We start from the raw sequence: 17,367 nt of genomic DNA, 5'->3' as shown, positions 1-17,367 counted from the left end.
ATGTGGCGTGAAACCAAAATTCTGCTGATCGATGACGATAGCGTCCGCCGCCGCGATTTAGCGGTGATTTTAAATTTTCTCGGTGAAGAAAATTTACCCTGCGGCAGCCACGATTGGCAGCAGGCGGTCAGCTCGTTGTCGTCGAGCCGTGAAGTCATTTGCGTATTGATCGGGACGGTATACGCTCCTGGCGCAGTTCTGGGCCTGTTAAAGACACTGTCTACCTGGGATGAGTTCCTTCCGGTGTTGCTAATGGGCGATATTTCTTCCGTGGACCTGCCGGAAGACCAGCGCCGCCGTGTGTTGTCCAACCTGGAAATGCCGCCCAGCTACAGCAAATTGCTCGATTCCCTGCACCGCGCCCAGGTCTATCGCGAGATGTACGACCAGGCCCGCGAGCGCGGCCGTCACCGTGAACCCAACCTGTTTCGCAGCCTCGTCGGCACCAGCCGTGCCATCCAGCACGTGCGCCAGATGATGCAGCAAGTGGCCGACACCGACGCCAGCGTGCTGATCCTCGGCGAGTCGGGCACCGGCAAGGAAGTGGTCGCGCGCAACCTGCACTATCACTCCAAGCGTCGCGACGGGCCCTTTGTGCCGGTCAACTGCGGGGCGATCCCGGCAGAGCTGCTGGAAAGCGAATTGTTCGGCCACGAGAAGGGCGCCTTTACCGGGGCGATCACTAGCCGTGCCGGGCGTTTTGAGCTGGCCAATGGCGGCACCCTGTTCCTCGACGAAATCGGCGACATGCCGTTGCCGATGCAGGTCAAGCTGCTGCGCGTATTGCAGGAGCGCACCTTCGAGCGCGTGGGCAGCAACAAGACCCAGAGCGTGGACGTGCGCATCATTGCCGCCACCCACAAGAACCTCGAAAGCATGATCGAGGTCGGCAGCTTCCGCGAAGACCTGTACTACCGCCTCAACGTATTCCCTATCGAGATGGCCCCGCTGCGCGAGCGCGTGGAAGACATCCCGCTGTTGATGAACGAACTGATCTCGCGCATGGAGCACGAAAAGCGCGGCTCCATTCGCTTCAACTCCGCGGCAATCATGTCCCTGTGCCGCCACGGCTGGCCGGGCAACGTGCGCGAGCTGGCCAACCTAGTGGAGCGCATGGCGATCATGCACCCGTACGGGGTGATCGGCGTGGTCGAACTGCCGAAGAAATTCCGCTACGTCGACGACGAAGACGAACAGATGGACAGCCTGCGCAGCGATATGGAAGAGCGCGTGGCGATCAACGGCCATACTCCGGACTTCGGCGCCACCGCGATGTTGCCGCCCGAAGGCCTAGACCTTAAGGACTACCTCGGCAACCTCGAACAAGGGTTGATCCAGCAGGCCCTGGACGATGCCCATGGCATCGTGGCCCGCGCCGCCGAGCGCCTGCGTATCCGTCGCACCACCCTGGTGGAGAAGATGCGCAAGTACGGTATGAGCCGCAAAGAAGGTGATGAACAGGCGGATGATTGACGCCTGTTTTTCAACTATTTGATTTATAGGTAGATTTTTTTCGGCACGGGTATTGCTACAGCCCTCGCAACGTTCCGTTTAACTGACGGTCAGCCAAGCGAGAGAGCATCATGCCCCACGCCGCCCAACTATCTTCGGCCCCTGCCATCCAGGGGCTGGTTTCGCCTGTAGAACCGCCGACCCGCCAGGGCCTGGAGCACGCGTTCTCGCAGTTCAATCAGATGTCGAGCCAGCTGACCGACTCCTACAGTCTGCTTGAGGCCCGGGTTTCCGAGCTTAAAGGCGAACTGGCGGTGGTCAGCGCCCAGCGCATGCAAGAGCTGGCCGAGAAAGAGCGCCTGGCCAACCGCCTGCAAAACCTGCTGGACCTGTTGCCCGGTGGCGTAATCGTCATCGATGACCAGGGCCGCGTGCGCGAAGCCAACCCGGCAGCCTGTGATCTGCTCGGCCTGCCGCTGGAAGGCGAGCTGTGGCGTGAAGTCATCACCCGCTGTTTCGCCCCCCGCGAAGACGACGGCCACGAAGTCTCCCTCAAGGACGGGCGTCGGCTGTCCATCGCGACCCGTTCCCTGGACGCCGAGCCGGGCCAGCTTGTGCTGCTCAATGACCTGACAGAAACCCGGCACCTGCAAGATCAACTGGCGCGCCATGAGCGGCTGTCGTCCCTGGGGCGTATGGTCGCTTCCTTGGCCCATCAGATTCGTACGCCGTTGTCGGCGGCATTGATCTACGCCAGCCATTTGACTGACGAGCAATTACCGGCGGCCACCCACCAACGCTTTGCCGGGCGCCTCAAGGAGCGCCTGCATGAGTTGGAGCACCAAGTGCGCGACATGCTGGTGTTTGCCCGTGGCGAACTGCCGCTGACCGATCGCGTTACACCTGCCGGCTTGATGCAGTCCCTGCAAGCGGCAGCGGCCATCCATGTGCAGGAGGCCAACCTGCGCTGGCAGTGCGACAGCCATCAGGGCGAATTGCTGTGCAACCGTGACACCCTGGTGGGCGCGCTGCTCAACCTGATCGAAAACGCCACCCAGGCCAGTGGCCCCGGGGCGCGCCTGAAAGTGCACCTGTACACCCGCGGGCAAACCCTGCGCCTGTGCGTCAGCGACAGCGGCAGCGGTATCGCCCCGCAGGTGCTGCAACGTCTGGGCGAGCCGTTTTTTACCACCAAGACCAACGGCACTGGCCTGGGCCTGACTGTGGTCAAGGCAGTGGCCCGCGCCCATCAGGGACAATTGCAGCTGCGTTCCCGCCTGGGGCGTGGCACCTGTGCATTGATGACCTTGCCGCTGTTTTCCAGCGCGGCAAGCGCGGAGTAAGAGGATGATGGCTATCAAGGTTTTATTGGTGGAAGACGATCGCGCCCTGCGTGAAGCATTGGCTGACACGCTGCTGCTGGCGGGCCATGACTACCGTGCGGTCGGCTCTGCCGAGGAAGCCTTGGAGGCGGTCGAGCAGGAGGCCTTCAGTCTGGTGGTCAGCGACGTCAACATGCCCGGCATGGACGGCCACCAGTTGCTCGGCCTGCTGCGGGTGCGCCAGCCGCAACTGCCGGTGCTGCTGATGACCGCCCATGGCGCGGTGGAGCGGGCGGTGGATGCTATGCGTCAGGGCGCGGCGGATTACCTGGTCAAACCGTTCGAGCCCAAGGCGCTGATCGAGCTGGTGGCCCGACATGCTCTGGGCGTAGCGTCGGCGGGCGAGGGCGATGGCCCGATTGCCTTTGAGCCGGCCAGCGCGCAATTGCTGGAACTGGCCGCGCGGGTGGCGCGCAGTGATTCCACTGTGTTGATTTCCGGTGAATCCGGTACCGGTAAAGAAGTGCTGGCGCGCTACATCCACCAGCAGTCCAGCCGCGCCCAGCAACCGTTCATTGCGATCAACTGCGCGGCGATCCCCGACAACATGCTCGAAGCGACCTTGTTTGGTCATGAAAAGGGCTCGTTCACCGGCGCCATCGCGGCCCAGGCCGGCAAGTTCGAACAGGCCGACGGCGGCACCATCCTGCTCGACGAAATTTCGGAAATGCCCCTGGGCCTGCAAGCCAAGTTGCTGCGCGTATTGCAGGAACGTGAGGTGGAGCGCGTGGGCGCGCGCAAGCCGATCCAGCTGGATATTCGCGTGGTTGCCACCACCAACCGCGACCTGGCGGGCGAAGTGGCGGCGGGGCGCTTCCGTGAGGACCTGTTCTACCGGTTGTCGGTGTTCCCGCTGGCCTGGCGCCCATTGCGTGAGCGCCCGGCGGATATCATCCCCTTGGCCGAGCGCCTGCTGAACAACCACGTCAAAAAAATGAAGCATGCCCAGGCGCGGTTGTCGCCCGAGGCCCAGGCGTGCCTGGTCAATTACCCATGGCCGGGCAACGTGCGCGAGTTGGATAATGCCATCCAGCGTGCGCTGATTTTGCAGCAGGGCGGCTTGATCCAGCCGCAGGATTTCTGCCTGGCCATGGGCACTGGCGCTGCGCCGTTGCCGAGCCTGGCTCCGGCTCCAGTGGTCGCCGAGGCGGAATCGGCAGGCGCCCTGGGTGATGACCTGCGCCGCCGTGAATTTCAGATGATCATCGACACCCTGCGCGCTGAGCGCGGCCGTCGCAAAGAAGCGGCTGAGCGCCTGGGCATCAGCCCGCGCACCTTGCGCTACAAGCTGGCGCAGATGCGCGACGCCGGTATGGATGTGGAAGCGTATCTTTTCGCCACATGACCGGTAACAAGTTCGACAAGCTTTGTCGCCTTTTCTTACGAGTTGTCACAGAGCTGGCACCCTTGTTGCTACCACCCCTAGTAACCGCTGCGTAGTGTCAAAAAATTGCGGGTCGTCGGAGAGAGAAGGTCATGAGCCAGGGTATTGAGTTCAATCGGTTGATGTTGGATATGCGCGCCATGCAAATGGACGCCATGGCTCAACCGAAATCCGTCGCGCCAGCGCCGGAATTGGGCCAAAGCAATTTTGCCGACATGCTCGGTCAGGCAATCAATAAAGTCAGTGATACCCAGCAGGCGTCCAGCCAGCTGGCGACGGCCTTCGAGATCGGTAAAAGCGGCGTGGACCTCACCGATGTGATGGTCGCCTCGCAAAAGGCCAGTGTGTCCTTCCAAGCCTTGACCCAAGTGCGTAACAAGCTGGTTCAGGCGTATCAAGACATCATGCAGATGCCGGTTTAAGGACGAGATTTAAGTCATGGCTGAAGCAGTCTCCGACAACCTCCCCGCCAAGGCCGACGGCAAACCGCCGTTGTTTGGCCTGTCGTTCCTGGAAAACCTCTCGGAAATGACCATGCTGCGTCAGGTGGGCCTGATGGTGGGCCTGGCAGCCAGCGTGGCGATTGGTTTTGCCGTGGTGCTGTGGTCGCAGCAACCCGATTACCGCCCCCTGTACGGCAGCCTGTCGGGCATGGATTCCAAGCAGATCATGGAAACCCTCGCCGCCGCCGACATCGCCTACACCGTGGAGCCCAACTCAGGTGCCTTGCTGGTCAAGGCTGACGACGTCGCCCGCGCACGCATGAAATTGGCCGCCGCTGGTGTGGCGCCGTCCGACAGCAACATCGGTTTCGAGATCCTCGACAAAGACCAGGGCCTGGGCACCAGCCAGTTCATGGAAGCCACCCGTTATCGCCGTGGCCTGGAAGGCGAACTGGCGCGCACCATTTCCAGCCTGAATAACGTCAAGGCCGCCCGTGTGCACCTGGCGATTCCGAAAAGCTCGGTGTTCGTGCGTGACGAACGCAAGCCCAGCGCCTCGGTCTTGGTCGAGCTGTTTGCTGGCCGCTCCCTGGAGCCTGGCCAGGTACTGGCGATCGTCAACCTGGTGGCAACCAGCGTTCCCGAATTGAGCAAGTCGCAAATCACCGTGGTGGACCAGAAGGGCAACCTGCTGTCCGACATGGCCGAAAACTCCGCGCTGACCCAGGCCGGCAAGCAGTTCGACTACAGTCGCCGCATGGAAAGCATGCTCACCCAGCGCGTGCACAACATCCTGCAACCGGTACTGGGTAACGACCGCTACAAGGCTGAAGTCTCCGCCGATGTGGATTTCAGCGCTGTCGAGTCCACCTCCGAGCAGTTCAACCCGGACCAGCCAGCGTTGCGCAGCGAGCAGTCCACCAGCGAACAACGCACCGCCAGCAATGGCCCCCAAGGTGTGCCGGGCGCCCTGAGCAACCAGCCACCCGCGCCGGCCTCGGCACCGCAGACCACCGGTGGCGCTGCCGCCACGGCGGGCGCGATCCAGCCTGGCCAGCCATTGCTGGACGCCAACGGCCAGCAGATCATGGACCCGGCCACCGGCCAGCCGATGCTTGCGCCGTACCCTGCGGACAAGCGTAACCAGTCCACCAAGAACTTCGAACTGGACCGTTCCATCAGCCACACCAAGCAGCAACAGGGCAAGATCAATCGTCTGTCGGTGTCGGTGGTGGTCGATGACCAGGTCAAGGTCAACCCTGCGGACGGCGCGGTGACCCGTGCACCCTGGACGGCTGACGAACTGGCCCGTTTCACCCGCCTGGTGCAGGACGCCGTTGGCTTCGACGCCAGCCGTGGCGACAGCGTCAGCGTGATCAACATGCCGTTCTCCGCCGAGCGCGGTGAAGTGATCGCTGACCCTGCGTTCTACACCCAGCCGTGGTTCTGGGACATCGTCAAGCAAGTGCTGGGCGTGTTGTTCATCCTGGTGCTGGTGTTTGGTGTACTGCGCCCGGTGCTCAACAACATCACCGGTGGCGGCAAGAAGCAACTGGCACTGGCCGGTGGCGACGTCGAGTTGGGTGGCATGGGCGGCCTGGACGGCGAACTGGCCAACGACCGCGTCAGCCTTGGCGGCCCGCAAAGCATCCTGTTGCCAAGCCCGAGCGAAGGCTATGACGCTCAGTTGAACGCAATCAAGAGTCTGGTGGCAGAAGACCCGGGCCGTGTGGCTCAGGTCGTGAAAGAGTGGATTAACGCTGATGAATGATCGAGCCGCTGTGGCCAAGCTGTCCCGGGTCGACAAAGCCGCTGTGTTGCTGCTGTCCCTGGGTGAAACCGACGCTGCCCAAGTGCTGCGCCACATGGGCCCCAAAGAGGTCCAGCGTGTCGGCGTGGCCATGGCGCAGATGCGCAATGTGCACCGCGAGCAAGTCGAGCAGGTGATGAGCGAGTTCGTCGAGATCGTCGGCGACCAGACCAGCCTGGGCGTCGGCTCCGACAGCTACATTCGCAAGATGCTCACCTCGGCCCTGGGCGAAGACAAGGCCAACGGCCTGATCGACCGCATCCTGCTGGGTGGCAACACCAGCGGCCTCGACAGCCTCAAGTGGATGGAACCGCGGGCAGTGGCCGACGTGATCCGCTATGAGCACCCGCAGATCCAGGCGATCGTGGTGGCCTATCTGGACCCGGACCAGGCCGGTGAAGTGCTCGGCCACTTCGACCATAAAGTGCGCCTGGACATCATCCTGCGTGTGTCATCGTTGAACACCGTGCAGCCGGCGGCGCTCAAAGAACTCAACACCATTCTGGAGAAGCAGTTCTCCGGCAATTCCAACGCCTCGCGCACCACCCTGGGTGGCATCAAGCGCGCAGCCGACATCATGAACTTCCTCGACAGCTCGGTCGAAGGCCAGTTGATGGACTCGATCCGCGAGATCGACGACACCCTGTCCGGCCAGATCGAAGACCTGATGTTCGTGTTCAACAACCTGGCCGATGTCGACGACCGTGGCATCCAGGCGCTGCTGCGCGAAGTTTCCTCGGACGTGCTGGTGCTGGCGCTCAAGGGCTCGGACGAAAACGTCAAAGAAAAGATCTTCAAGAACATGTCCAAGCGCGCCTCGGAGCTGTTGCGCGACGACCTGGAAGCCAAGGGCCCGGTGCGCGTCAGCGACGTGGAAACCGCCCAGAAGGAAATCCTCACCATTGCCCGCCGTATGGCCGAAGCCGGAGAAATCGTTCTCGGCGGGAAGGGCGGCGAAGAAATGATCTAAGGCGCCTTGCATGTCGAATAAAGATGAGGCGCCCAGCGATCTGATTCGCGCGCGGGATGTCGGTGGTTTCGACATCTGGTCGCTGCCCAGTTTCGACCCCCATGTGCCGGAGCCTGAGCCTGAACCGGTTGAAGAACCTCCGGCAGAAATGGAAGAAGTGCCACTGGATGAAGTCCAGCCACTGACCCTCGAAGAGCTGGAAACCATTCGTCAGGAGGCCTACAACGAAGGCTTCGCGGCGGGGGAAAAAGACGGTTTTCGCAGCACCACCCTCAAGGTTCGCCAGGAGGCCGAAGCGGCGCTGGCCACCAAGTTGGCTAGCCTGGAGCGCCTGATGGGCAACCTGTTCGACCCTATCGCCGAACAGGACTCGCAGCTGGAAAAATCCATGGTTGGCCTGGTGCAGCACATCGCGCGCCAGGTGATCCAGCGCGAACTGGTGCTCGATTCCAGCCAGATCGAAGGCGTGATGCGCGAAGCCCTCAAGCTGCTGCCCCTGGGCGTCGGCAATGTGCGGCTGTACATCAACCCCCAGGATTTCGAACAGGTCAAAGCCCTGCGCGAGCGCCATGAAGAAACCTGGCGCATCGTCGAAGACGCTTCGTTGCAGCCCGGTGGTTGCCGTGTCGAAACCGAGCACAGCCGCATCGATGCAACGGTGGAAACCCGCATCAGCCAGATCATGGCCAAGTTGTTCGATCAACTGCATGAACAAGCCCTGCACCCCGCCGAGCCGGACCTGAGCGTTGACCTGGACGCCACCGATGCGCCTTGATCGCACCAGCTTCGCCAAGCGCCTGGGCAGCTACGCCGAGGCCACCGAGTTGCCCGGCCAGCCGATCCTCGAAGGGCGCCTGTTGCGCATGGTCGGCCTGACCCTCGAAGCCGAGGGCCTGCGCGCCGCCATGGGCAGCCGCTGCCTGGTGATCAACGACGACAGCTACCACCCGGTGCAGGTCGAAGCCGAGGTGATGGGCTTTTCGGGCAGCAAGATTTTTCTGATGCCGGTCGGCAGCCTCGCCGGCATTGCCCCCGGCGCCCGCGTGGTGCCGCTGGCCGACACTGGCCGCCTGCCCATGGGCATGAGCATGCTGGGCCGCGTACTCGACGGGGCCGGCCGTGCGCTGGACGGCAAGGGCGGCATGAAGGCCGAAGACTGGGTGCCGATGGACGGCCCCACCATCAATCCGCTCAAGCGCAACCCCATCAGCGTGCCACTGGACGTGGGTATTCGCAGCATCAACGGTTTATTGACGGTCGGTCGCGGCCAGCGCCTGGGCCTGTTCGCCGGTACTGGCGTGGGTAAGTCGGTGTTGCTGGGCATGATGACGCGCTTTACCGAGGCCGACATCATCGTGGTGGGGCTGATCGGCGAGCGGGGCCGCGAAGTGAAGGAGTTCATCGAGCACAGCCTCGGTGAAGAAGGGCTCAAGCGTTCCGTTGTCGTCGCTTCTCCGGCAGACGATGCACCGCTGATGCGCCTGCGTGCGGCGATGTACTGCACGCGCATCGCCGAATATTTTCGCGACAAGGGCAAGAACGTCCTGTTGCTGATGGACTCGCTCACGCGTTTCGCCCAGGCCCAGCGCGAAATCGCCCTGGCCATCGGTGAACCGCCCGCGACCAAGGGTTACCCGCCATCGGTGTTCGCCAAGCTGCCCAAGCTGGTGGAGCGTGCCGGTAATGCCGAAGCCGGCGGTGGCTCGATCACCGCGTTCTACACCGTGTTGTCCGAAGGCGACGACCAACAGGACCCGATTGCCGACTCGGCGCGAGGTGTGCTCGACGGCCACATCGTGCTGTCGCGCCGCCTGGCCGAAGAAGGGCACTATCCGGCCATCGACATCGAAGCGTCCATCAGCCGGGTGATGCCGGCGGTGGTCACGCCGGAGCATATGGCCCGTGCCCAGCAGTTCAAACAGTTGTGGTCGCGTTACCAGCAAAGTCGCGACCTGATCAGCGTCGGCGCCTATGTGGCCGGTGGTGACCGCGACACCGACCTGGCCATCGCCTTGCAGCCGCAACTGGTGACCTACCTGCGCCAGGGTCTCAACGACAAGATCACCATGGGCGAGAGCCAGTCGCACTTGCAGTCCATCTTCGCCCCGGCGCCGGGCGGCTAAGCCATGGCCAACAGCCGCGCCGCCCGCCTGGCTCCGGTGGTGGACATGGCCGAAAAGGCCGAGAAAGCCGCCGTGCAGCGCCTGGGTTACTTCCAGGGCCAGGTGCGCCTGGCCCAAAGCAAGCTGGGCGACCTGGAGCGCTTTCGGGGCGAGTACCAGCAACAGTGGATCGAGCGCGGCAGCCAGGGTGTATCCGGCCAGTGGCTGATGGGGTACCAGGGCTTTCTCAATCAGCTTGAAACCGCCGTTGGTCAGCAACGCCAGAGCCTGGCCTGGCACGAGGCCAACCTCGACAAAGCGCGCGAGGCCTGGCAACAGGCGTTTGCCCGGGTCGAGGGGCTGCGCAAACTGGTGCAGCGCTACATCGACGAAGCGCGAGCCATCGAAGACAAGCGCGAGCAAAAGCTGCTCGATGAATTGTCCCAACGCCTTCCCCGCCCAGAACAGTTCTAACCGGCACCACAAATCCAGTGTGGGAGCTGGCTTGCCTGCGAACGCGGTGGTTCAGTTAAAGATTCAGTGGCTGACACGCCGCCATCGCAGGCAAGCCAGCTCCCACAGTTGATTCACTGTGTTGCTCAGATGCGGTTCAGCTGCTACACCTTGTGTCTAGTGCAACGACAAGGAAGCAGTCACATGACAGTCGAGTCAGAAGTATCCCTGGACGGGAAGAAGTTGACGATCGCAATCAAGGGTCGGTTCGATTTCGGCAGCCACCAGGCGTTTCGGGAAGCCTACGAGCGTTTCTACAAGGTGCCCGAGACCTATATCGTCGACCTCAAGGATGCCACCTACATGGACAGTTCAGCCCTCGGCATGCTGCTGTTGCTACGGGATCATGCTGGAGGTGATGACGCCGAAGTTCGCGTGACGAACAGCAACTCCGACGTGCGCAAGATCCTCGCCATCTCCAACTTCGACAAACTGTTCGATATCAATTGAGCGCCCTGGCCCCTGTTCTGGAGGCGCTGACCATCCTGATCGCCGAAGACAGCGCCGCCGACCGCCTGTTGCTGGCGAGCATCATCCGCCGTCAGGGCCACCAGGTGCTGACTGTCAGCAACGGCGCCGAAGCGATTGAGGTGTTTGCCCGTGAGCGCCCGCAACTGGTGTTGATGGACGCGCTGATGCCGGTGATGGACGGCTTCGAAGCCGCACGGCAGATCAAGCAACTGGCGGGGGAGGCGCTGGTGCCGATCATCTTCCTCACGTCGCTGCGCGAAAGCGAAGCCCTGGCCCAGTGCCTGGACGCGGGCGGCGATGACTTTCTGCCCAAGCCTTATAACCCCTTGATCCTGGCAGCGAAGATCAACGCCATGGACCGCCTGCGCCGCCTGCAGGCCACGGTTTTGCAACAGCGTGACCTGATCGCCAGGCACCACGAACACCTGATGCATGAGCAGCGGGCGGCCAAGGCGGTGTTCGACAAGGTCGCCCATTCCGGTTGCATCAACGCCGCGCCGAATATCCGCTATCTGCAATCGCCTTATGCGTTGTTCAACGGCGACTTGTTGCTGGCGGCTTACACGCCATCGGGTGACATGCATGTGTTGCTGGGTGATTTCACCGGCCATGGCTTGCCGGCCGCCATCGGCGCCATGCCCCTGGCCGAAGTGTTCTACGGCATGACCGCCAAGGGCTACGGCCTCACGCAGACCCTGCGGGAAATGAACGCCAAGCTCAAGCGCATCCTGCCGGTGGACATGTTCTGCTGCGCCACCTTGCTGTGCCTGAGCGCCCAGCGGCGGGCGGTGGAGGTGTGGAACGGCGGCATGCCCGAAGGCTATGTGCATGAAGTCGCCACGGGCAGGCGCACGCCATTGATGTCGCGGCACCTGCCCCTGGGGGTGTTGTCGGCAGAGGCGTTCGATGACAGCACCGAGGTCTGGCCCATGGCGTTGGGCGACCGGGTGTTTTTGCTTTCCGACGGCGTGCTCGACACCGCTGACGCCAACGATCAACTGTTCGGCGCCGAGCGCTTGCAGCAGGTGTTCGCCGCCAACCGCGAGCCCGACCGCCTGTTCGAGGACATCGAGCAGGCCCTGGCGGCCTTTCGCGGCCAGGCGCGCGATGACGTCAGCATGGTCGAGATCACGTTGCAGGCGGGCCAACCCTTGCGAGCGGCCGAACCGATGTATGCCGACAGCGGCCGGTCTTGCCCGCTGGATTGGTCGGTGAGTTTCGAATTCCGCGCCCAGACGCTCAGGACCTACAACCCGTTGCCGTACCTGCTGCAACTGCTGTTGGAGATCCATGGCCTGCGTGCGCAGAGCGGGGCGCTTTACAGTGTGATGGCCGAGTTGTATTCCAACGCGCTGGAGCATGGCGTGCTGGGCCTGGACTCACGGCTCAAGCGCGATGCTCAGGGGTTTGCGCAGTATTATCGCCAGCGCCATGAGCGCCTGGCGCAGTTGGACAGCGGTTACGTGCGCGTGCATGTGCAGGTGGTACCCACCGACAAGGGCGGCAAACTGACCTTGCGCCTCGAAGACAGCGGGCAGGGTTTTGATGTGGAGCAAGAGCTGGCGCGCCCCGTGGACATCGACCGTCTGTCTGGTCGGGGCCTGAGCCTGGTGCGTCAACTGAGCAGCGCTGTAGGCTGGTCCGATGGCGGGCGCACTGTCTGCGTGGAGTTTTGTTGGGCGGCTCTGGCATAATCCGCCGATTCTTGATCAAGGAGCGAGCAAGTGGCTGAGATTCATATGGACCCCGAGGTGTTGTCGGGTTTGCAGGAAGTCATGGAAAGCGAATACCCCACGCTGCTGGACACCTTTCTGCATGACTCTGAAGAGCGCGTGCAAGCGCTGCGCAAGGCGCGGGACGACGCCAAGACGTTGGGGCGCATCGCACACAGCTTCAAGGGCAGCAGTGGCAACTTGGGGGCGCTGCGCTTGGCAACGTTGTGTGAGCGGTTGGAGACCGAGTCCTTCAAGTCTGCTTCCGACTTGGGGGCGTTGGTGGATCAGATTGATCGTGAGTTTGCGCTGGTTCGGCCGCTTTATGAGCATGAGCGGGAGCGGTTTTCTGGGGTTTGATATTTTATCGGCCTGACTTGGCCCGACTCTTGCTCTACCTCCATAGACTGCATCCCCGACCCCATGCAGTGGAGACCCTAACTTATGCCAGTCGTCCCCAATTCGCTTCTTCAGGCTGCCACTGCGGCGAAGCCTCAAGCGCCGGCCGCCACGCCTGCGGTAGCGCCTGCGGCCCCGCGGGACAAGGGCGCTGGCTTCGCTCAAGTGTTTGCCAAGCAAGCTGCCAAGCCGCAGGCCAAGAGCGACGACGCGCCAGCCAAACCCGTGCGCGACAAGGCTTCTGATCCCAGCGCCAAACCGGCCGCCGGCGACGATAAACCTGCCGCCAGCGCGCCAGCGGTTGCCGATAGCGGCAATCCCTTGCCTGCCAAGCCGGCCAAGAGCGACGACCACGCTGACAGTGAAGGCGAGCCACCTGCCGACCCGTCCCTGGCGCAGCAACCGGTGGCCGACCCGGCGCTGGTCGCCGCCGTGACGCCCGTGGCAGCCCCTGTGTCCGTACAAGCGCCTGCCGTTACTGCCGAAGATGACCAGGCCCAGCCGCTCATTGCTGTGACCGAGGAGCCCAAGCAGCCGGCCTTCGACCCTGAGGCCGACCCGCTGGATTCGATGCCGGCCGTGCGCCTGGCGATGGAGCAGGGCGGTCACGTCTCGGCCAGCAGCCAGGCGCCGCAGAAAGCCGCGCCCGCCCCCCAGGGCCAGCCGACCGCCGCGCAGAGCTTTGCCGCCGGCCTGGCCAGCATGGTCGACCAGCAAGCCACCAAGGACAGCACCGACCAGGGGGGCGACAAGGCCTTCGGCGCGCTGATCGATGACGGCCTCAAGGACCTCAAGAACGCCAGCAGCGACACCCGCGTGGACGACTTCGCCAACCGCCTCGCCGCGCTGACCCAGGCCGCCACGCCCAAAACCGCCAACGCCTTGCCGCCGGTTGCCAACGCGCCGCTTGCCATGCATCAGAGCGGCTGGACCGAAGAGGTGGTCAACCGCGTGATGTACCTGTCCAGCGCCAACCTCAAGTCGGCCGAGATCCAGTTGCAGCCCGCTGAGCTGGGGCGCCTGGATATCAAGGTCAACATGACGGCGGATCAGCAAGCCCAGGTCAACTTCATGAGCGGCCATGCGGTGGTGCGTGAAGCGCTGGAGAGCCAGTCGGGGCGTTTGCGGGAGATGTTTGCCCAGCAGGGCATGGGGCAGGTGGATGTGAACGTGTCCGACCAGTCGCGGGGCCAGGACCAGCAGCAACAGCAGAGCCAGGCGCGAGGCGTCAGTGGCAGCGGCAGGCGTGCTGACAGCGGCGACGCCGGTGGCCCTGTGGACGTGGCCGAAGTGGCGGCGCCAGTGAGTCAGAGCGTGATTGGCTCCAGCGCGGTCGACTACTACGCCTGACTTCCTGTTCAAACCCGGTCAGTGTGGGAGCTGGCTTGCCTGCGATGGCGGTGGGTCAGTGACACACATGTGCACTGACCTACCGCCATCGCAGGCAAGCCAGCTCCCACATTTGATTTAGGTTGTCTTCGCCTCAGCCAACTCTGGCATAACACTTGCTCTTGCCTTGCCATAGATCTACGAATCCCCGAATAGTGACGGATTATTGGCATGGCGAAGAGCGACGACGCAGCAACTCCCCCCGCAGGCAAAGGCAAGCTCAAGCTGATCCTGATGATTGTGCTGGGCCTGCTTCTGGCCATCGGTGCGTCGGTGGGCGGCACTTGGTACATCATGCACAGCAGTGCGAGCAAACCGGCGCCCGCCGCCGAAGCCGCCACGAACGTCAAGCAACCGGCAATCTTCGAACAGATGCTTCCGGCCTTTGTCGCCAACTACAACCAGAATGGTCGTCAACGCTACCTGCAGGTGAGCATCACCTTGCTGGCGCGCAACCAGGCGGACCTGGATGCCCTCAAGGTGCATATGCCGGTGATCCGCAACAACCTGGTGATGCTGTTCTCCGGGCAGAGCTTCGACAGCCTTGCCACGCCAGTCGGCCAGGAAATGCTGCGCCAGAAGGTCACTGCCAGCGTGCAGGAAGTGGCCCAGAAAGAACTCGGCAAAGTTGTGGTCGAGCAGGCGCTCTTCACTAACTTCGTATTGCAGTAGGATCACGACATGGCCGTGCAAGACCTGCTGTCCCAGGATGAAATCGATGCGCTGTTGCATGGCGTGGACGATGGTCTGGTACAGACCGAAATGGCTGCCGAACCCGGCAGCGTCAAAAGTTATGACCTGACCAGCCAGGATCGCATCGTGCGGGGACGCATGCCGACCCTGGAGATGATCAACGAACGCTTTGCCCGCTACACCCGCATCAGCATGTTCAACATGCTGCGCCGCTCGGCGGACGTGGCCGTGGGCGGTGTGCAGGTGATGAAGTTCGGTGAATACGTACACTCGCTGTACGTGCCTACCAGCCTCAACCTGGTCAAGATCAAGCCGTTGCGCGGCACTGCGCTGTTCATCCTCGACGCCAAGCTGGTGTTCAAGCTGGTGGACAACTTCTTCGGCGGCGACGGCCGTCACGCCAAGATCGAAGGGCGTGAATTCACCCCCACCGAACTGCGCGTGGTACGCATGGTGCTGGAGCAGGCCTTCATCGACTTGAAGGAAGCCTGGCAGGCGATCATGGAAGTCAACTTCGAGTACATCAACTCGGAAGTGAACCCGGCCATGGCCAACATCGTCGGGCCGAGCGAGGCCATTGTGGTGTCGACCTTCCACATCGAACTCGATGGCGGTGGCGGCGACCTGCACGTGACCATGCCGTACTCGATGATCGAGCCGGTGCGCGAAATGCTCGACGCCGGCTTCCAGTCCGACCTCGACGACCAGGACGAACGCTGGGTCAAGGCCCTGCGCGAAGACCTGCTGGACGTCGACGTGCCGTTGAGCGCCACCGTGGCCCGCCGTCAGTTGCGCCTGCGCGATATTTTGCACATGGCGCCTGGGGACATCATCCCCGTCGACTTGCCGGAAGAGTTGATCATGCGCGCCAACGGCGTGCCGTCATTCAAGGTCAAGCTCGGTTCCCACAAGGGCAACCTGGCGCTGCAAGTGGTTGAGCCGATCAACCGCCGCTGATTCAACCCCAATTCATGATTGTTTGCTGCGCCGAGGACATGTAATGGCTACCGAACACGAAAATACTTCCGCCGAAGACCAGGCCCTGGCTGACGAGTGGGCTGCGGCCCTGGAAGAAACCGGCGATGTTGGCCAGGACGACATCGACGCGCTGCTGGCCGCCGACGCCGCTACCGCGCCGGCCGGCAACCGCCTGGCCATGGAAGAATTCGGCAGCGTGCCGAAGAACAACGACCCGGTGAGCCTCGACGGCCCGAACCTGGATGTGATCCTCGACATCCCGGTGTCGATTTCCATGGAAGTGGGCAGCACCGAAATCAACATCCGCAACCTGTTGCAGCTCAACCAGGGCTCGGTGATCGAGCTGGACCGCCTGGCCGGCGAGCCGTTGGACGTGCTGGTCAACGGCACCCTGATTGCCCATGGCGAGGTGGTGGTGGTCAACGAGAAGTTCGGCATCCGCCTGACCGACGTGATCAGCCCGAGCGAACGCATCAAGAAGTTGCGCTGAGATGAAGTACTCGATGGCGGGACTGTTGCTGGCGCTGCCATTGAGCGCCCTGGCGGCGGAGCCGGTGGCGCAGGTGGCTGCGACGCCAGCGGTCGGCAGTGTCAGTGGGCAGTTGACGCAACTGGTGCTGGGCCTGTTGCTGGTGATTGGCCTGATCTTCGTGCTGGCCTGGTTGATGCGCCGCGTGCAGCGCATCGGCCCGGGCAACGGCCAAGTGATCGAGCTGGTGGGCTCGCGCGCCCTCGGCCCGCGTGATCGGCTGGTGCTGGTGCAGGTGGGCGAGGAGCAGATCCTGCTCGGCATCACCCCCGGCCGCATCACCCCGCTGCATGTACTCAAGACCCCGGTGGACGCGGTCAAGACCGAAGCCGCCACGCCAGAATTCGCCCAGCGCCTGATGGAGTTGCTGGGCAAGGATCAGAAGGATAAGAAGTAATGCGCGTTTTGTTGACGCTCATGCTGTTGCTGGCCGCACCGATGGCCCTGGGCGCCGACCCGTTGTCGATCCCGGCGATCACCCTGGGCACCAACGCGGCGGGCGCGCAGGAATATTCGGTCAGCCTGCAGATCCTGCTGATCATGACGGCGCTGAGTTTTATCCCGGCGTTCGTCATGCTGATGACCAGCTTTACGCGGATCATCATCGTCTTCTCGATCCTGCGCCAGGCCCTGGGCCTGCAGCAGACGCCATCGAACCAGATCCTCACCGGCATGGCGCTGTTTTTGACGCTGTTCATCATGGCGCCGGTGTTCGACAAGGTGAACCAGCAAGCCCTGCAACCTTATCTGGCGGAAAAGCTCACAGCCCAGGATGCCATCGACAAGGCTCAGGGCCCGATCAAGGACTTCATGCTGTCGCAAACCCGCTCCAGCGACCTTGAGCTGTTCATGCGTCTGTCCAAGCGCACCGACATCGCTACCCCGGACCAGGCGCCGCTGACTATTCTGGTGCCGGCGTTCGTCACCTCCGAACTGAAGACCGCGTTCCAGATTGGCTTCATGATCTTCATCCCGTTCCTGATCATCGACCTGGTGGTGGCGAGCGTGTTGATGGCCATGGGTATGATGATGCTGTCACCGTTGATCATCTCGCTGCCGTTCAAGATCATGCTGTTTGTGCTGGTGGACGGCTGGGCGCTGATTATCGGCACCCTGGCCGGCAGTTTCGGAGGGGTTTAG

General features: G+C 62.8%; 18 protein-coding genes. All 18 read left to right on the top strand.

The genetic code is table 11. The features are described 5' to 3' along the window. The 18 genes from JMV15_RS14790 to fliP all read left to right on the top strand — a co-directional run bounded on the left by JMV15_RS14790 (nucleotide 1) and on the right by fliP (nucleotide 17,367). Nucleotides 1-1,473, top strand: a complete 1,473-nt coding sequence (locus JMV15_RS14790; protein WP_038451056.1) for a sigma-54 dependent transcriptional regulator — start codon at nucleotides 1-3, stop codon at nucleotides 1,471-1,473. A 110-nt stretch (nucleotides 1,474-1,583) separates the two neighbouring features. Then, nucleotides 1,584-2,795 carry a sensor histidine kinase gene (locus tag JMV15_RS14785; RefSeq protein WP_019818388.1) on the top strand — a complete coding sequence of 404 codons (1,212 nt, stop codon included), beginning with the start codon at nucleotides 1,584-1,586 and terminating at the stop codon, nucleotides 2,793-2,795. A gap of 7 nt (nucleotides 2,796-2,802) precedes the next feature. After that, a complete protein-coding gene (locus JMV15_RS14780) occupies nucleotides 2,803-4,179 on the top strand; it encodes a sigma-54-dependent transcriptional regulator (protein ID WP_019818386.1) in 1,377 nt (458 codons plus the stop codon). Between the two features lie 131 nt (nucleotides 4,180-4,310). Continuing rightward, nucleotides 4,311-4,640 (top strand): flagellar hook-basal body complex protein FliE, encoded by a 330-nt coding sequence (gene fliE / locus JMV15_RS14775; RefSeq protein ID WP_003192959.1) that lies wholly within the window; start codon nucleotides 4,311-4,313, stop codon nucleotides 4,638-4,640. 16 nt (nucleotides 4,641-4,656) lie between these two features. Then, nucleotides 4,657-6,432 (top strand): flagellar basal-body MS-ring/collar protein FliF, encoded by a 1,776-nt coding sequence (gene fliF, locus JMV15_RS14770; RefSeq protein WP_014719351.1) that lies wholly within the window; start codon nucleotides 4,657-4,659, stop codon nucleotides 6,430-6,432. After that, the gene (gene fliG, locus JMV15_RS14765) at nucleotides 6,425-7,441 is read left to right on the top strand and encodes a flagellar motor switch protein FliG (RefSeq protein ID WP_003192957.1); all 1,017 of its coding nucleotides are present in this window, start codon (nucleotides 6,425-6,427) and stop codon (nucleotides 7,439-7,441) included. Before fliF ends, fliG begins: the two co-directional genes overlap by 8 nt. Nucleotides 7,442-7,451: 10 nt before the next feature. Next, nucleotides 7,452-8,216, top strand: a complete 765-nt coding sequence (gene fliH / locus JMV15_RS14760) for a flagellar assembly protein FliH (protein WP_020302693.1) — start codon at nucleotides 7,452-7,454, stop codon at nucleotides 8,214-8,216. Next, a complete protein-coding gene (gene fliI / locus JMV15_RS14755; protein WP_003192955.1) occupies nucleotides 8,206-9,564 on the top strand; it encodes a flagellar protein export ATPase FliI in 1,359 nt (452 codons plus the stop codon). The genes fliH and fliI overlap by 11 nt, the downstream gene beginning before the upstream one ends. A gap of 3 nt (nucleotides 9,565-9,567) precedes the next feature. Next, complete coding sequence (fliJ, locus tag JMV15_RS14750; RefSeq protein WP_003192954.1) at nucleotides 9,568-10,017, top strand: flagellar export protein FliJ; 450 nt, start codon at nucleotides 9,568-9,570, stop codon at nucleotides 10,015-10,017. Nucleotides 10,018-10,200: 183 nt separating this feature from the next. Then, nucleotides 10,201-10,506, top strand: a complete 306-nt coding sequence (locus tag JMV15_RS14745; RefSeq protein ID WP_014719349.1) for an STAS domain-containing protein — start codon at nucleotides 10,201-10,203, stop codon at nucleotides 10,504-10,506. Further along, nucleotides 10,503-12,221 carry a fused response regulator/phosphatase gene (locus tag JMV15_RS14740; protein WP_014719348.1) on the top strand — a complete coding sequence of 573 codons (1,719 nt, stop codon included), beginning with the start codon at nucleotides 10,503-10,505 and terminating at the stop codon, nucleotides 12,219-12,221. Before JMV15_RS14745 ends, JMV15_RS14740 begins: the two co-directional genes overlap by 4 nt. 30 nt (nucleotides 12,222-12,251) lie before the next feature. After that, a complete protein-coding gene (locus JMV15_RS14735; RefSeq protein WP_014719347.1) occupies nucleotides 12,252-12,599 on the top strand; it encodes an Hpt domain-containing protein in 348 nt (115 codons plus the stop codon). An 84-nt stretch (nucleotides 12,600-12,683) separates the two neighbouring features. Further along, entirely contained in the window at nucleotides 12,684-13,988 is a 1,305-nt protein-coding gene (locus JMV15_RS14730) for a flagellar hook-length control protein FliK (RefSeq protein WP_038451052.1), read from the top strand. 210 nt (nucleotides 13,989-14,198) lie between these two features. Next, nucleotides 14,199-14,699 carry a flagellar basal body-associated protein FliL gene (gene fliL, locus JMV15_RS14725; protein WP_014719345.1) on the top strand — a complete coding sequence of 167 codons (501 nt, stop codon included), beginning with the start codon at nucleotides 14,199-14,201 and terminating at the stop codon, nucleotides 14,697-14,699. A 9-nt stretch (nucleotides 14,700-14,708) separates the two neighbouring features. After that, nucleotides 14,709-15,677 (top strand): flagellar motor switch protein FliM, encoded by a 969-nt coding sequence (gene fliM / locus JMV15_RS14720; protein ID WP_014719344.1) that lies wholly within the window; start codon nucleotides 14,709-14,711, stop codon nucleotides 15,675-15,677. 43 nt (nucleotides 15,678-15,720) lie between these two features. Then, entirely contained in the window at nucleotides 15,721-16,188 is a 468-nt protein-coding gene (gene fliN, locus JMV15_RS14715) for a flagellar motor switch protein FliN (RefSeq protein WP_003192941.1), read from the top strand. A gap of 1 nt (nucleotide 16,189) precedes the next feature. Then, nucleotides 16,190-16,624 (top strand): flagellar biosynthetic protein FliO, encoded by a 435-nt coding sequence (gene fliO, locus JMV15_RS14710; RefSeq protein ID WP_014719343.1) that lies wholly within the window; start codon nucleotides 16,190-16,192, stop codon nucleotides 16,622-16,624. Further along, complete coding sequence (fliP, locus tag JMV15_RS14705; RefSeq protein WP_003192937.1) at nucleotides 16,624-17,367, top strand: flagellar type III secretion system pore protein FliP; 744 nt, start codon at nucleotides 16,624-16,626, stop codon at nucleotides 17,365-17,367. Before fliO ends, fliP begins: the two co-directional genes overlap by 1 nt.

Origin of the sequence: Pseudomonas paracarnis (assembly GCF_904063055.1) — a bacterium.
In the GTDB taxonomy this organism is placed as follows: Bacteria; Pseudomonadota; Gammaproteobacteria; order Pseudomonadales; family Pseudomonadaceae; genus Aquipseudomonas; species Aquipseudomonas paracarnis.
This window is presented reverse-complemented; position numbering and strand designations above follow the sequence as displayed.